At 71.8% G+C, this 13,919-nt stretch carries 12 protein-coding genes and 1 pseudogene; 6 read left to right on the top strand and 7 right to left on the bottom strand.

What is annotated here, in order from left to right; translation table 11 throughout:
- Positions 1–408 precede the first annotated feature (408 nt).
- On the top strand, positions 409–2,301 hold the full coding sequence (locus ASC56_RS25295; RefSeq protein WP_055493827.1) for a sialidase family protein: 1,893 nt from the start codon (positions 409–411) through the stop codon (positions 2,299–2,301).
- Between the two features lie 10 nt (positions 2,302–2,311).
- On the top strand, positions 2,312–3,535 hold the full coding sequence (locus ASC56_RS25290; protein WP_055493826.1) for a DUF4185 domain-containing protein: 1,224 nt from the start codon (positions 2,312–2,314) through the stop codon (positions 3,533–3,535).
- Here the strand turns inward: ASC56_RS25290 and ASC56_RS25285 are convergent.
- Entirely contained in the window at positions 3,474–4,511 is a 1,038-nt protein-coding gene (locus ASC56_RS25285) for a bile acid:sodium symporter family protein (protein ID WP_079102690.1), read from the bottom strand. The two genes, ASC56_RS25290 and ASC56_RS25285, sit on opposite strands and share 62 nt — an antisense overlap.
- Positions 4,512–4,643: 132 nt before the next feature.
- On the opposite strand from ASC56_RS25285, the gene ASC56_RS25280 reads away from it, so the two are divergent.
- The 4 genes from ASC56_RS25280 (at position 4,644) to ASC56_RS25265 (ending at position 9,612) form a co-directional block, all read left to right on the top strand.
- A complete protein-coding gene (locus ASC56_RS25280; protein ID WP_055493824.1) occupies positions 4,644–5,507 on the top strand; it encodes a LysR substrate-binding domain-containing protein in 864 nt (287 codons plus the stop codon).
- 373 nt (positions 5,508–5,880) lie between these two features.
- Entirely contained in the window at positions 5,881–7,707 is a 1,827-nt protein-coding gene (locus ASC56_RS25275; RefSeq protein ID WP_055493823.1) for a long-chain fatty acid--CoA ligase, read from the top strand.
- A gap of 190 nt (positions 7,708–7,897) precedes the next feature.
- On the top strand, positions 7,898–8,734 hold the full coding sequence (locus ASC56_RS25270) for an aldo/keto reductase (RefSeq protein WP_055493822.1): 837 nt from the start codon (positions 7,898–7,900) through the stop codon (positions 8,732–8,734).
- 182 nt (positions 8,735–8,916) lie between these two features.
- The gene (locus tag ASC56_RS25265) at positions 8,917–9,612 is read left to right on the top strand and encodes a glycoside hydrolase family 75 protein (protein ID WP_055493821.1); all 696 of its coding nucleotides are present in this window, start codon (positions 8,917–8,919) and stop codon (positions 9,610–9,612) included.
- Between the two features lie 130 nt (positions 9,613–9,742).
- Here ASC56_RS25265 and ASC56_RS39940 read toward each other — a convergent pair.
- The 6 genes and pseudogenes from ASC56_RS39940 to ASC56_RS25240 form a co-directional block, all read right to left on the bottom strand.
- A pseudogene (locus ASC56_RS39940) lies at positions 9,743–9,963 on the bottom strand (short-chain dehydrogenase); the annotation flags it as partial.
- Positions 9,964–10,044: 81 nt separating this feature from the next.
- Positions 10,045–10,974, bottom strand: a complete 930-nt coding sequence (locus tag ASC56_RS25260; RefSeq protein ID WP_055493820.1) for a trans-aconitate 2-methyltransferase — start codon at positions 10,972–10,974, stop codon at positions 10,045–10,047.
- A gap of 220 nt (positions 10,975–11,194) precedes the next feature.
- Positions 11,195–11,509: a hypothetical protein gene (locus ASC56_RS25255; RefSeq protein ID WP_055493819.1), complete on the bottom strand. Its 315-nt coding sequence runs from the start codon at positions 11,507–11,509 to the stop codon at positions 11,195–11,197.
- Between the two features lie 183 nt (positions 11,510–11,692).
- Positions 11,693–12,433 carry a class I SAM-dependent methyltransferase gene (locus tag ASC56_RS25250; RefSeq protein WP_055493818.1) on the bottom strand — a complete coding sequence of 247 codons (741 nt, stop codon included), beginning with the start codon at positions 12,431–12,433 and terminating at the stop codon, positions 11,693–11,695.
- 13 nt (positions 12,434–12,446) lie between these two features.
- A complete protein-coding gene (locus tag ASC56_RS25245) occupies positions 12,447–12,752 on the bottom strand; it encodes a 4a-hydroxytetrahydrobiopterin dehydratase (RefSeq protein WP_055493817.1) in 306 nt (101 codons plus the stop codon).
- An 85-nt stretch (positions 12,753–12,837) separates the two neighbouring features.
- The gene (locus tag ASC56_RS25240; RefSeq protein WP_055493816.1) at positions 12,838–13,902 is read right to left on the bottom strand and encodes an ADP-ribosylglycohydrolase family protein; all 1,065 of its coding nucleotides are present in this window, start codon (positions 13,900–13,902) and stop codon (positions 12,838–12,840) included.
- Between the last annotated feature and the right edge of the window lie 17 nt (positions 13,903–13,919).

Genomic DNA, 13,919 nt, shown 5'->3' with positions numbered 1-13,919 from the left:
GCGGCGACCATGGCGACCGCGGAGACCGCGGCGACCATGGCGACCGCGGAGACCGCGGCGACCATGGCGACCGCGGTGAGACCGGCCCCAGGGCCCGAAGGGCGACCCGCGCTCGGCATGCCCGCACGGCTACAGCCTCCAGGCGCCGGCGAGCGACCCGGACGCCCTGGTGTGCCGCAGGGCCGGGGCCCCCGGGCCCGGCACCCGCGCCGAGCCCAGTACCCCGGACGGCGGGCGTCCTGCCCCCGGCTCTCCCCGCTCCGCCGCCGCTCACCCGATACGGACCGCGGACGAAGGTGATCCCTGCACGCTTCTTGTGGGGCCATTGAGCGCCCAAGTACCGTCTGTGGCACGCACGTTGGACGTGGGATGTCCAGTATGTCCAGACGTAGGGAGGGCGGCCGCACGATGACGTCCAGTCTCCGTGCACAACCCGGATCGACGCTGGCCGCCATTCTCACCACCGCCGTTCTCTCCACCACCGCGCTCCTCGCCGTGCCGAGTCCCGCGGGCGCCCGGGGGGCCGCGGCTCCGGGCCGCTTCGAGCAGCAGGTCCTCTTCAAGGCCTCGCAGGATCCGGGCTACTCCTGCTTCCGGATACCGGCCGTGGTACGGACGACGAAGGGCACACTGCTCGCCTTCGCCGAGGGTCGCGTGCTCAACTGCGGTGACGCGGCCGACATCGACATCGTGGTCAAACGCTCCACCGACGGAGGCCGCACCTGGGGGCCGTTGCAGGTGGTCACCGAGGGCGCCGGCGACACGCACGGCAACCCGGCACCCGTCGTGGACCGGAGGACGGGCCGCGTCCTGCTGGCCGAGACGTACAACACGGGTCGCGCCGACAGCGCGAGCTGCTCGGTGCCGTGCGACCGCACCCCGCATCTGCAGTACAGCGATGACGACGGACTGACCTGGTCGACGCCGCGCGACCTGAGCTCCGAGATCCGCCCCGCCGGCTGGAACTCCTGGTACGCGACCGGGCCCGCGCACGGCATCCAGCTGACCCGTGGCAGACACCCGGGCCGGCTCGTCCTCGGCGTCAACACCGAGACATGGAACGGCAGCCGGGTCACCGCCAACCACGCCGCGCTCGTCATGAGCGACGACGGGGGCCGCCACTGGAGGATCGGTGCGAGGGACACCTGGCCGATCGCGGACGACGGCACCTTCCGCCAGAAGCCGTCCGAACTCGCGCTCACCGAACGTCAGGACGGCTCGGTCCTGGTCATCGGACGCGAACAGGACGGCACCGACCTCGGCCACCGCACCCAGACCGTCAGCCGCGACGGCGGCGACAGCTTCGTCTCCCCCTTCCGCGACCTCCCCGACCTGTACGCGCCCCAGGTCCAGGGCTCCGTGCTGCGCCTGGGCGACCGCCTCCTGCTGGCCTGCCCCGGCGACCCCGACCGCCGCCGGACCATGATGATCCGCTCCTCCTACGACGGCGGACGCACCTGGGACAGCGTGGACCGCGGCACGGTCGTCACCAGGGACTGGTCGGGCTACTCGGACATGGTCGGGATCGACACCGCCACCGTGGGGCTGATGTACGAGGGCGGCGCCGTCGACGCCCGCGACGAGATCCGCTTCGCCCGCTTCACCGAGGACTGGCTGCGCCCGCGCCGCGGCCCCGATCCGACCGCACCCGACCTGGCCCCGGGCGCCCGGCCGGCCGCCGTTCTCGGGGGCGCCAAGGAGACCGGCGGTGTGTTCGGCGGCGCGCTGCGGTTCGACGGCACCGACGACGCGGTGCGCCTGCCGTACCGGCCCCGACTCGCCCTCGGCGCCAAGGACTTCACCGCCTCGCTGTGGTTCCGCTACACGGCGGCGACCGGTGAACAGCCCCTGCTCTGGATGGGCGGCGTCGGCACCTCGCAGCCCCAGGTGTGGCTGCGCGGAGAGCCCGCCGCGGGCCGTGTCCAGGGGTTGATCACGGTCCGCGACGGCGCGTCGGCCCCGAGGTCGGCGTACGTGCGTACGTCGGGCGCGTACAACGACGGGGGATGGCACCATCTGGCGCTGCGGCGGGGCGGTGGCCTGCTCACCCTCTTCATCGACGGCACGCCGATCAGCACGGCGGACGCGCCCGGGTCCGTGAGCCGCAACTCGCCGTTCGGCGTGCACATCGGCCAGCGGATGGACAGCCGGGCCTTCTTCACCGGCGCGATCGACGACGTCCGGGTGTACGACCGGGCGCTGAGCGACGCCGAGATCTCGGCCGTGCGCACCGGCGGGACGGTGTCGACGCGGGACACGGTCCTGTGGCTGCCCATGGACCGGGTGAGCGGCAGCCACTAACGTCCCGCACGTGCCCGACGACGCACGAGCACGACGGCGGGCCGGGACCGGTCTCGGCCTGGTCCTGGCCCTGGTCTGCGCGGCCGTGCTGCTCATCGCCCTCCCGCACCACGACCGGGAGGGCGACCGCACGTGCACGGAGCGCACGGTGCGGTCGTGGACGCCCGACACCGCGCTGAACGCCGAGTTCACCCGGTACGGCGACGACGCCACCCGCACCGACGACTGGACCGGCGGCGACGGCACCCACTCGGTGCGGCTGCCGGACGGACGGGTGCTGTGGCTGTTCTCGGACACGTACCTCGGCCAGGTGCACGGCCCGCCCAACCCGGTCGGTGAGTCCTATGCCTGGCGGGACCCCTGGGCCCCGCTGGTGCGCAACTCGGCGGTGGTGATGTCCCGTGCGGGCCGGCTGGAGAACACGCTGCCCGCGCCGCTGTTCCCGGACCCGGCGCCGAACCGGTGGCGCTGGCCGGTGGCGGCCCGCGTCGAGCCCCGCTCCCCCGGCTCGTCCGAGCAGGTCGTCCGCGTTCTGCTGTGGACCCGTACGACCGGGGCGTACCCCTGGATCTACGGAGTGCCCACCGCGACCGAGGTGGCCACGCTCTCCCTGCCCGACCTGCGCGTCGAGGGCATCGTGCGGATCCTGGGCCAGGAGGAGGTCCCGGACCCCTCGCGGCGTGTGCTGTTCGGTACGACGCTGGTGGCCGGCGGCGACTGGACATACGTCTTCGGCGGTGACGACGGCCAGGCCGCCGCCCGCCCCGCCTCGCGGGCGTATCTGGCCCGGGTGCCACGCGGTGGGCTGGCTCGGCCTGCGGCCTGGCGGTACTGGGACGGCTCGGCGTGGACGCCCCGGCCGTCCCCCGTGGCCGTGCTGGGGGACGGCCGGGACACGGGTGTGGGCAGCGCGTTCACGGTGGTACGGGACGCGGGGACGTACGTCCTGTTCACGATGGCCGCCGGGACCCGGGGGCTGACCACGGTCACCTCGTACTGGGCGTGCGCGCCGACCGGTCCCTGGCACGGGCCGACGAGGGGGTTCAGCCCGCCGTTGCCGGGGGGTCGGGTGGCCGCGTACAACCCGCAGGCGCATCCCGAACTCGGTGACGGCCGGCTCGTCCTGAGCTACGACGTCAACTGGCTGGAGCCCACCGGTGCCTCCGCGAACCTCAGCCGGAACGTGTCCCTGTACCGACCGAGGTTCGTGACCCTGCGGCTGACCCGGGGCTGACGGCAGGCCGCGGGTCGTGGGAGCGGCGCTTGGCGATCACCGCGCACACCATGAGCTGCATCTGGTGGAAGAGCATCAGCGGAAGCACGGCGAGCGAGGCGTGCGCGCCGAACAGGACGCTCGCCATGGGCAGCCCGGAGGCGAGCGACTTCTTCGACCCGGCGAACTGGATCGCGATCCGGTCCTCCCGGTCGAAGCCCAGTGCCCGGCCGCCGTACCAGGTCAGAACGAGCATCACGGCGAGGATCGCGGCCTCGACGCCGAGGAGGACGCCCAGCCTGAGCGGGCTCACCTGGTGCCAGATGCCCTGGACCATGCCCTCGCTGAACGCGGTGTAGACGACCAGCAGGATCGATCCGCGGTCGACGAGCCCGAGCACCTTCCTGTGCCGGGTGATGAAGCCGCCGATCCAGTGTCGCAGGACCTGGCCGGCGAGGAACGGCACCAGCAGCTGCAGCACGATCTTGACCAGCGAGTCCAGGGAGAAGCCGCCGCCGCTGTTGCCGAGCAGCGCCGCCGCGAGCAGCGGGGTGATGACGATGCCGGCGAGCGAGGAGAAGGAGCCCGCGCAGATCGCCGCGGGCACGTTGCCGCGCGCGATCGAGGTGAAGGCGATCGACGACTGGATGGTCGACGGCACGAGCGTGAGGAAGAGGAGGCCGGTGTAGAGGTCGTGGGTCAGCACCACCGGCACCAGGCCGCGGGCGGCGATGCCCAGCAGCGGGAAGAGCACGAACGTGCAGGCCAGGACGGTGACATGGAGTCGCCAGTGCTTGAGCCCCGCCACCGCCTCACGGGTGGAGAGCCGGGCTCCGTACAGGAAGAAGAGGAAGGCGATCGCGGCCGTGGAGGCACCCGACGCGACCTGGCCGGCCGCGCCCCGTGCCGGGAGGAGGGCGGCGAGTCCCACGGTCCCGAGCAGCAGGACGATGTACGGGTCGACGGGCATCCGACGCGGCCACTGCAGGCGTTTCACTGTGCTCCACTACTTCGCTGTACGTCCGGTGGGCACGGTCGCCGTGCCCTCTTCATCGTCCTCCTCCCACCGGCGATCGGGTATCCGGTATACCGCTCTGACTGTCATCGTGAATCGCGATAGGCTGGCGACGTGTACGACCCCTCCCAGCTGCGTACGTTCCTGGCGGTGGCCCAGACGCTGAGCTTCACGGGGGCCGCCCGGCGGCTCGGGCTGCGCCAGTCCACGGTGAGCCAGCATGTGCGGCGCCTGGAGGATGCCACCGGGTGCCGGCTCTTCTCCCGGGACACGCACTCGGTGGAACTGACGGAGGACGGCGAGGCGATGCTCGGCTTCGCGCGGCGCATCCTGGAGGTGCACGAGCAGGCGACCGCGTTCTTCACGGGGACGCGGCTGCGGGGCCGGCTCCGCTTCGGCGCGTCGGAGGACTTCGTGCTGACCCGGCTGCCGGAGATCCTCGAGGGGTTCCGGTACGAGCATCCCGAGGTGGACCTGGAGCTGACGGTCGAACTGTCGGGCACGCTGCACGAACAGCTCGCGGCGGGCCGGCTCGACCTGGTGCTGGCCAAGCGGCGCCCCCAGGACCCGCGCGGCGAACTGGTCCGGCACGACAAGCTCGTGTGGATCGGCGCGGAGCGGCTGCGCCTGGACCCCGACCGCCCGGTGCCCCTGATCGTCTACCCGCCGCCGGGCATCACCCGCGCCCGCGCCCTGGAGGCGCTGGAGAGACAGGGCCGCGCCTGGCGTGTCGCCTGCACGAGCGGCAGTCTCAACGGCCTGATCGCGGCGGCCCGCGCCGGCCTCGGGGTGATGGCCCACTCCCGGGGCCTGGTCCCGCCGGGCCTGGTACGGGTGCCCGAGCGGGCGGGCCTGCCGGACCTGGGCGAGATCGACTTCGTCCTGGTCCACGGAGAGCGCCGGGGCCCGGCGCAGCACGCGGCCCGGGCACTGGCGACGGCGATCCTGGCGGGCGGGGACCGACTGCACCGCCGTTAGCCGGCCCTCTGGGCGCTCATGGGGCCCACGATCACCACCCCGGCGTTAGAGCTCCGAACGAAATGGGCGCCCGGCTCGCGGCGTCTGGCACGCTCGCTCGCCGCGAGCTGATCGGACTCCCATTTCGCTCGGAGCTCTTACTCATGAGTAGGGCGTGTGGCACGGTAAGTGGGTCGTACAGATTCCGTGGAGATTACGGGCCTGGAACCTACGCCGCCGTAAGGAATTCTGTCCGCCCCTTCCCCTTGTGCGGGCATTTCCTCTGGCTGACCTGTGTGTTTGCGAGGAGGCCCGGAGCTTCGAACCCCCTCCCGCCCGGCCCTGTGGTGGGGTAGCTTTCACGGCGCTGTGCGGAGCGCCACAAGGAGCGGGATTGCGCGAGTTCACCAACCCTCCGTTGGCGTCGGCGCCGCCGGTGGGCGGTCTGGCCGACGTTGTCTTCGAGTATGCCCAGGAAGATCCGCTCCGTATCGCCCTCGGTCGCAAGGACGAGGAGGGCCGGTGGCGCGACGTGACGGCCGCCGAGTTCCGCGACGAGGTCCTGGCGCTGGCCAAGGGCCTGCTGGCCCAGGGGGTCAGGTTCGGGGACCGGGTCGCGATCATGTGCCGTACACGATACGAGTGGACGCTCTTCGACTTCGCGTTGTGGACGATCGGTGCCCAGGTCGTGCCCGTCTACCCCACCTCGTCGGCCGAGCAGGTCTTCTGGATGCTGCACGACGCGCAGGTGTCCGCCGCGATGGTGGAGCACGAGGACCACGCGATGACGATCGCCACGGTCATCGACCGGCTGCCGCAGCTGCAGCGGCTGTGGCAGCTGGATGTGGGCGCGTTGCAGGAGCTGTACGACGCGGGCGCGCACATCGACGACGACGTGGTGCACCGGCACCGGACCGCGGTCACTCCCGAGTCGCCGGCGACGGTCATCTACACGTCGGGGACCACCGGCCGCCCCAAGGGCTGTGTCATCTCGCACGGCAACTTCATGTTCGAGGCCGACACGGTCATCGAGCGCTATGAACCGGTCTTCCACACCAAGAAGGGCGACGAGGCGGTCACCCTGCTGTTCCTGCCGCTGGCCCATGTCTTCGGGCGGATGGTGCAGGTCGCGGCCGTCCGCGGCAAGGTCAAGCTGGGCCATCAGCCGCAGCTGAACGCGGCGGCCCTGCTGCCCGACCTGGCCGCGTTCAAGCCGACGTTCTTCCTCGCGGTGCCGTACATCTTCGAGAAGGTCTTCAACGCGGCCCGCCGCAAGGCCGAGAAGGAGGGCCGTTCCGGCCCCTTCGAGAAGGCGGTCGAGGTCGCCGTCAAGTACGCGGACGCGGTCGAGAACAAGGCGTGGGGCGTCGGCCCCGGCCCGTCGGCGAGCCTGCGCGTGCAGCACCAGTTCTTCGACAAGGTCGTGTACGCCAAGATCCGCGCCGCGATGGGCGGCCGGGTGCGGCACGCGATGTCCGGCGGCTCGGCGATGGACCGCCGGCTCGGCCTGTTCTTCGCGGGGGCCGGCGTACAGATCTACGAGGGGTACGGTCTGACGGAGTCGACGGCGGCCGCGACCGCGAACCCGCCCGAGCGCACCCGGTACGGCACGGTCGGCCAGGCCATCCCCGGCACGACCGTGCACATCGCGGACGACGGCGAGATCTGGCTGCGCGGCAGCCACGTCTTCCAGGGCTATCTCAACAACCCCAAGGCCACCGACGAGGCCCTGCACGACGGCTGGCTCGCCACCGGCGACCTCGGTTCACTCGACGAGGACGGCTTCCTCACCATCACCGGGCGCAAGAAGGAGATCCTGGTGACCTCCGGCGGCAAGAGCGTCTCCCCCGGGCTGCTGGAGGAGCGCGTACGGGACCATCCGCTGGTCGCGCAGTGCATCGTCGTCGGCAACGACCGCCCCTACATCGCCGCGCTCGTCACGCTGGACTCGGAGGCCGTGGAGCACTGGTTGCAGATGCACGGCAAGCCGCGGCTGACCCCGGCGCAGCTGGTGCGCGACCCGGATCTGGAGACCGAGGTGCGGCGCGCGGTGGTCGCCGCGAACACGCTGGTCTCGCAGGCCGAGTCGATCCGCACCTTCCGTATCCTCGCGCACCAGTTCACCGAGGAGCACGGCCTGCTCACCCCGTCGCTGAAGCTGAAGCGCAAGGCGATCGAGAACGCGTATGCGAGCGAGGTGGAGGCGCTGTACCGGGTGTGAGCCCGGCACGGCGGCCCCCCGGGTGACGGCTGGTGGTAGCGCTCCTCGGCGACGGCGCCGTCGGATCCATTTCCGGCCAATCTGTGATGCCCGTCGAGATTCCGCGAGGAATCGGCTGGTCAGGAATGCGTGCCGAACCGTGATCGTTGACGATGTGAGTACCACCCGACGACTGAAGGATCGAGAGCTCGTGAGCAGCAAGGTCCCCCCGATCATCCTCAACAACGGCGTCGAGATGCCCCAGCTGGGCTTCGGCGTCTGGCAGGTGCCGGACGACGAGGCCGAGAGCGCCGTCGCCACCGCCCTGGAGGCTGGGTACCGCAGCATCGACACAGCGGCGATCTACGACAACGAAGAGGGCGTGGGCCAGGCGATCGCCTCCTCCGACATTCCCCGCGAGGACCTCTTCATCACCACCAAGCTCTGGAACAGCGACCAGGGTTACGACTCCACGCTGCGCGCCTTCGACCTGTCGCTGGAGAAGCTCGGCCTGGACTACGTGGACCTGTACCTGATCCACTGGCCGCTGCCGTCCCGGGGCAAGTTCGTGGACAGCTACAAGGCGTTCGAGAAGATCCACGCGGACGGCCGCGCCAAGGCGATCGGTGTCTCCAACTTCCTCCCTGAGCACCTGGAGACGCTGATCGGCGCGACGTCCGTCATCCCGGCGGTCAACCAGATCGAGCTGCACCCGCATCTGCAGCAGCACGCGGCGCGCGACTACCACGCGGAGCAGGGCATCGCGACCGAGGCGTGGTCGCCCCTCGGCCAGGGCAAGGGCCTGCTCGAGGTCCCGGCCATCGTCGCCATCGCGCAGAAGCACGGCCGTACCCCGGCCCAGGTCGTGCTGCGCTGGCACATCCAGCTCGGCAACGTCGTGATCCCGAAGTCGGTGACTCCGTCCCGGATCAGGGAGAACATCGAGGTCTTCGACTTCTCCCTGGACACGGAGGACATGGCCGCGATCAGCGCACTGAACGAGGACCGTCGACTCGGCCCGGACCCGGCGACGTTCGACATGGGCTGACGCCGGCCCGTTCGGTGGATCACCCGACCTGACGGCCCGACCGCATTGAGCGCGGTCGGGCCGTCGTCGTGTGCCCGACTCGGCCATCGCCTGCTCCACGGGGGTTGACGCGGTCATGCAAGTCGCGCCACCTTGTACGGCACTCGGTAAGGAAACTTTCCTAACAGAAGGGTCCACCCGCAGTGCGTACTCGAACACTGACCCTCGCCGCCGCCGCCGGCGCCGCACTCCTCGCCACCGCGACCCTCCCCGCGAGCGCCTCGGGAGCGGCCACCCCCAAGTCCGCCCAGGAGGGCTCGGTCAGCGCGGCCGACCTGCTCGCCAAGGTGACGTCCTGTTCACAGATCTCGAACGGCAAGTACAGGACCGACCAGGAGACCGCGGCCACCGTCCCGGTGTGCGGCAAGAACGGCGCGGTCTTCTGGAAGGCCGACATGGACATCGACTGTGACGGCCAGACCACCAGCAAGTGCAACAGCAGCACCGACCCCTGGTTCCAGAACGACACGGCGTTCCACCAGTCCGACGGCAAGCCGCTGCGTGCCGACTCGCTCCCGTACGTGGTCGTGCCGAGCCCCAGCGGCATCTGGAAGTACTCCGGTTCGGGTATCAAGGGCGGCGGCGTGGTCGCCGTCATCTACAACAACAAGGTCGAGTACGCGGTGGTCGGCGACACCGGCCCCACCCAGATCATCGGTGAGGCCTCGTACGCCACCGCCAAGGCACTCGGCATCGACCCGAACCCGGCGACCGGCGGCGCCGACTCGGGCGTGACCTACATCCTGTTCAAGAACTCGCAGGTGTCGCCGATCGAGAGCCACAGCGCGGCGGTGACCCTGGGCGACAGGCTCGCCAAGCAGTTCATCGCCGGCAACTGAGCCGGGGGAGGCTGGACACGCCTGGTACCACGCTCCGGCGCGGTACCAGGCGGAGTTCGGTCGGGCCGGCCGAGGGCCCGTACGACCACGGTGCCGAACTCCTTCGGCGTGCTGCCGACAGCCGCCCGCCCCGGCCGTACTCGGCCGCCCGCACCCGGCCGTACTCGGCCGCGCTCCCGGTCATCGTCAACAGGCCGCCGGGATGCGCGAGTTCGCCGGCGAAGGCCGCAGCCGCCGCTCACCGCGCCCGGTGACGGCCACCCGGTACCCGACATCGAGCAGTTGCCCCGCGACGGCGGCCCCTGTGCCGCTGCCGCCGCCGGTGGTGAGCGCGACCGGAGCGCCGGTCATCGGCCCTCCCCGGATCTCGGGAACGCAGGGAAGTCCACCACGTGAAGCGCTCTCCGAGTCAAGCGGCCGCGAGGTTTGGCCTCACGCGGATCGGACGGCCGTGTGCACCGTGTGTGCCTTCAACACGAACACGTCGCTGCGGCGGTGCACGCTCGCCTCGTCCCCGGGGTCCAGGAGCCGGTCGAGGGTGGCGCGGTCGTCGCGATCGAGGCCGTCGGGCAGGGCGTCGCGGAGCCGGGTCAGCACGGCGGCGACATACGCTCGGGCCTGGTCCGTGACCGGAGCGGGCAGGTCCAGCAGGAAGCTGCGCGTACCGGTGTGCTTGAGGCCGGCGGCGGTCAGCAGCGCCGGCCAGTCCTCGGTCTCGGTGACGGCGCCGGGCAGTTCGGCCCGCATCCGGGTGAACCACTCCGCCTCCACCACGTCCAGCCGCGTCTGCAGACCCGGGCGCCCGAAGCCGATGTCCCGTGGCAGGAACCGCGCGGGCAGACCGCCCTCCAGCAGGGCCAGGGTGCCGCCGGGCGCCAGCCGCTCGGCGAACGCGACCAGGGCGGCCCGCTGGTCGCCGAGGTGATGCAGGCTGTTGCTGGCCCACAGCAGATCGGCCGGATAGTCCAGCTCGCCCAGCGCGCCGGGAAGTTCACCCGCGATCGTCCCGAAGCGGTCGGCGAGGGCGAGGCGGGCCGCCCGGGCGCGGGCCCGCTCCAGCAGTGGCTCCGAGCCGTCCACCGCGACGACTCGCGCGCCCGGGAACGCCTCGGCGAAGAGACAGGAGACGACGCCCGGCCCGCTGCCGGTGTCGACGATCAGACCGGGCTCGGTCACCTCCTTCGCCAGCCACGCCATGACGCTTCGGTACAGGGGCGCGAACAGTTCCGCCTGGGCCTCCAGCATCGGTGCCATGACGGCCCAGTCGACGTCGGTGTGCCCGTGGTGGCCGTGGTGGTCCTGCCGACCGTGATGGCCGTGGTGGTCCTGCCGGTCGTGGTGGTCGTGGTGGTCGTGCGCCATGGCGGTCAGCCCTCTCTTCTCGGTGCCGTCAGCCTGCTCCGACGCTCCGCACCAGGGCCACTTCTGTTGCCGGGACGGCAAACAATGGGGTGCGGCGCCGTCGGCCGGTCGCCGCTGGGAGCGCTCCTGCCGGCTCGAGGCGAGGGGCTTCGCGATCAGCGGTACGACGTGCACGGGCGGCCCCGTCAGAACGCCTCTGACGGGGCCGCTTGTCCTGTCGCTACTGGGCAGGTGCCGACGCCGACGCCTGACCGGTCTGCTTCTGCAAGCCCTCCCGCCCCCGCCGCTTCGCCTCTTGGAGCGCCTTCAGGTAGTCGTCCGGTGACAGCTTCGCGCACTCCGGGGCGCCGTTGTCCGAAGTGCTGTCCTGTCGCGCGACGATCGCGTTGGTGCAGGCGGCGATCCGGTCGGTGGACGCGCTCGACGATGCGGCCGGGTGTGGCGTCGTGGGCTTGCCGCTGCTCGAACTGGACAGGGAGCAGCCACTCAGCGCGAGCACGGCAGCGGCGGTTACGGTGATGGAGATGCGGCTCATGGGACTCCTTGAAGGGCCAAGGCGGTGGGCGGCATCATGCATGCGTGCGAGCGCTTTCGAGTGGCCGTGTGTCCGTGTTGTGACCTGCGACCGTCGAGCCGGACTCTCAGGTGTCGAGTTCCGGAGCCGTCGTCGCTCCGGGCGTGGTTCACCTGACGTACGTCGCCGGGGGCGACACGAAGGTCAGTCCTTGCGGAACGCCCGCAGGGTGAACACCGGGTCGGGGCGGGGCCGGTCCTGGTCCGGTAGTGCGTTCAGTTCGGCGGCGATCCGTTCGCTGAGCGGGGTGCCGGGCGGCAGCGTGGTGAACCAGCCGCGCCGGAGGTCCGCGGCGGTGCGGCGGGGGCTGCGGCCCTGGTCGACCCCGGGGAAGCGGGACTGTCCGACCGGAACCAGACCGTATGCGGCGGCGTGCTCCGCGACCGCCGCCGCGTCGTCACGGGCCGGGCGGCGCGGGCGCGGGGCGAGCACGGCGTCGATGTCGCTGCCCACGTCGTGGGCGGCGGCCTTGTCGACGGTGGTGACGTACACGCCGCCCGGCCGCAGCACACGGGCGCACTCCGACATCACGGCCCGTACGTCCTCCGGGCCGTCGACGAGATGGAGCAGCCACACGGTGGTGACCGCGTCGAACGTCCCGTCCCCGAACGGGAGTCGGCGGCTGTCGGCGAGGACGACGGCGCCGGGCAGACGGGCGGCGGCCCGGCGCGCCATGCCGAGCGAAAGGTCCGCGCCCGTGACCCGCAGACCGGGGCGTGCGGCCGCCAGCAGCCGGGTCACCATGCCGGTGCCGCAGGCCACGTCGAGGAGCCGGCCGGCGTTCTGCGGTATCAGCCCGAGCACGGCGCCGGCCGCCGCCGCGGCCCGGGGCTCGCCCCCACGCGTGGCGTCGTACGACTCGGCCTCCTTGTCGTAGTCGAGCATGCGCGGCCACCGCTCAGTGCGCGCCGTGGCCGGGCGCCAAATCCTCGATCCTGCGGGCCAGTCGGAAGTCCAGTTCGGTGACCGCGCCGCCGGCACTGTGCGTGTTCACGGTGAGGGAGACGGTGTGGTAGCCGAGGGTGAGGTCGGAGTGGTGGTCGAGCTCCTCCTGCACCTGGGCGATGTGCACGACCATCGCGGTCGCCGCGAAGTGCGAGCCGAGCCGGTAGGAGCGGGCGATCCGGTCGCCCTCCAGCGACCATCCGGGCAGCTCCGCCAGCCGGTCCTCGATCTCCTTCTGCGACAGCGGTTCGACGGGCATGACCTGGCTCCTTCCGTACGACGCGGGCGGTGCGCCCCACCCTGTCACATCCCCTCGCCGCGGCACCGTACGCGCGGCCGTGCCCTCAATGTCGTGCGCACTCCGCGGCGAAGTCGTCGGCCAGGACGGTGATCTCGGCGCGGCCCTCGACGCCCTCCAGCCACTCCTGGGGCAACCGGTGGTCGCCGTGCCGGGCGCCGAGGAGGTTGCCGCAGATGGCGCCGGTCGAGTCGCTGTCACCGGAGTGGTTGACGGACAGCAGCAGGGCCCCTCGGACGTCCGGTTCGGCGAGGGCGCAGTACACGGCGATGGCCAGTGCCTCCTCGGCGATCCAGCCCGCGCCGAGCGTCTCGGCCTTCTCGGCGGTCGGCGAGCCCTCGGCGGCCAGGTCGAGGGCGTGCTGCAGCGCGGCCGTGGTCTCCTCGTGCCCGGGGTACCGGGCGAGCAGGCGCAGGGCCCGCAGCACGGCGCCCTCCAGGGATTCACCCTCGACGAGGTGCGCGACGATCGCGGCGAAGGCGCCGGCCGAGTAGTAGCCGGTGGGGTGGCCGTGGGTCGTCATGGCGCAGCGCGCGGCCATGGTGAACGCGGTCTCGGCGGGCACCCGGGTGAGGCCGAAGGGCGCCGAGCGCATCACCGTGCCGCAGCCCTTGGAGTCGGAGTTGACCGGGCCCGGGCGGCCCAGCTCGGCCGTCGGATCGGGGACGAAGCCCTGGGCGAGGCCGGAGAGACAGGCGTTGCCGGGGGCGCGGCGCGCGTACAGCCAGGGCTGCGCGGCGAGGCCGTGGGCACCCTCGGGCGGCCCGGACAGGCGCTGGGTGTCGAACCAGCGGCCGTACGCCTCGCGGACCAGCCGGGACCAGCCGCCGCCGATCCCCTTGTGGCGCTCACGCTCGTGCGCCTGCTGGAGCCCCTCCACGGTGAACAGGGTCATCTGGGTGTCGTCGGTGACGCGGCCCACGACGCCTCCGCCACTGGGCACGAACCCCGTGATGCCCTTGGCGCCGTGCGTGGCACGGATGCGGTCGAGGGCGGCGAACTCGATCGGATAGCCAAGGGCGTCACCTATCGCGCCACCGAGCAGACAGCCGCGCACCCGGGCCCGGTAGATCGCCGTGGCCTCCCAGGACGGGTTCAGCCGGTCGTACATGCACCACTCCTCGACTA

Source organism: Streptomyces sp. TP-A0356 (assembly GCF_001417775.1).
Lineage (GTDB): Bacteria > Actinomycetota > Actinomycetes > Streptomycetales > Streptomycetaceae > Streptomyces.
This window is presented reverse-complemented; position numbering and strand designations above follow the sequence as displayed.

Coding starts and splice junctions, on each gene's coding strand:
- ASC56_RS25295 (WP_055493827.1), top strand. CDS start 409: ATGACGTCCAGTCTCCGTGCACAACCCGGATCGACGCTGGCCGCCATT.
- ASC56_RS25260 (WP_055493820.1), bottom strand. CDS start 10,974: ATGGCGCACGACCACCACGACCACCACGACCGGCAGGACCACCACGGC.
- ASC56_RS25255 (WP_055493819.1), bottom strand. CDS start 11,509: ATGAGCCGCATCTCCATCACCGTAACCGCCGCTGCCGTGCTCGCGCTG.
- ASC56_RS25250 (WP_055493818.1), bottom strand. CDS start 12,433: ATGCTCGACTACGACAAGGAGGCCGAGTCGTACGACGCCACGCGTGGG.
- ASC56_RS25245 (WP_055493817.1), bottom strand. CDS start 12,752: ATGCCCGTCGAACCGCTGTCGCAGAAGGAGATCGAGGACCGGCTGGCG.
- ASC56_RS25240 (WP_055493816.1), bottom strand. CDS start 13,902: ATGTACGACCGGCTGAACCCGTCCTGGGAGGCCACGGCGATCTACCGG.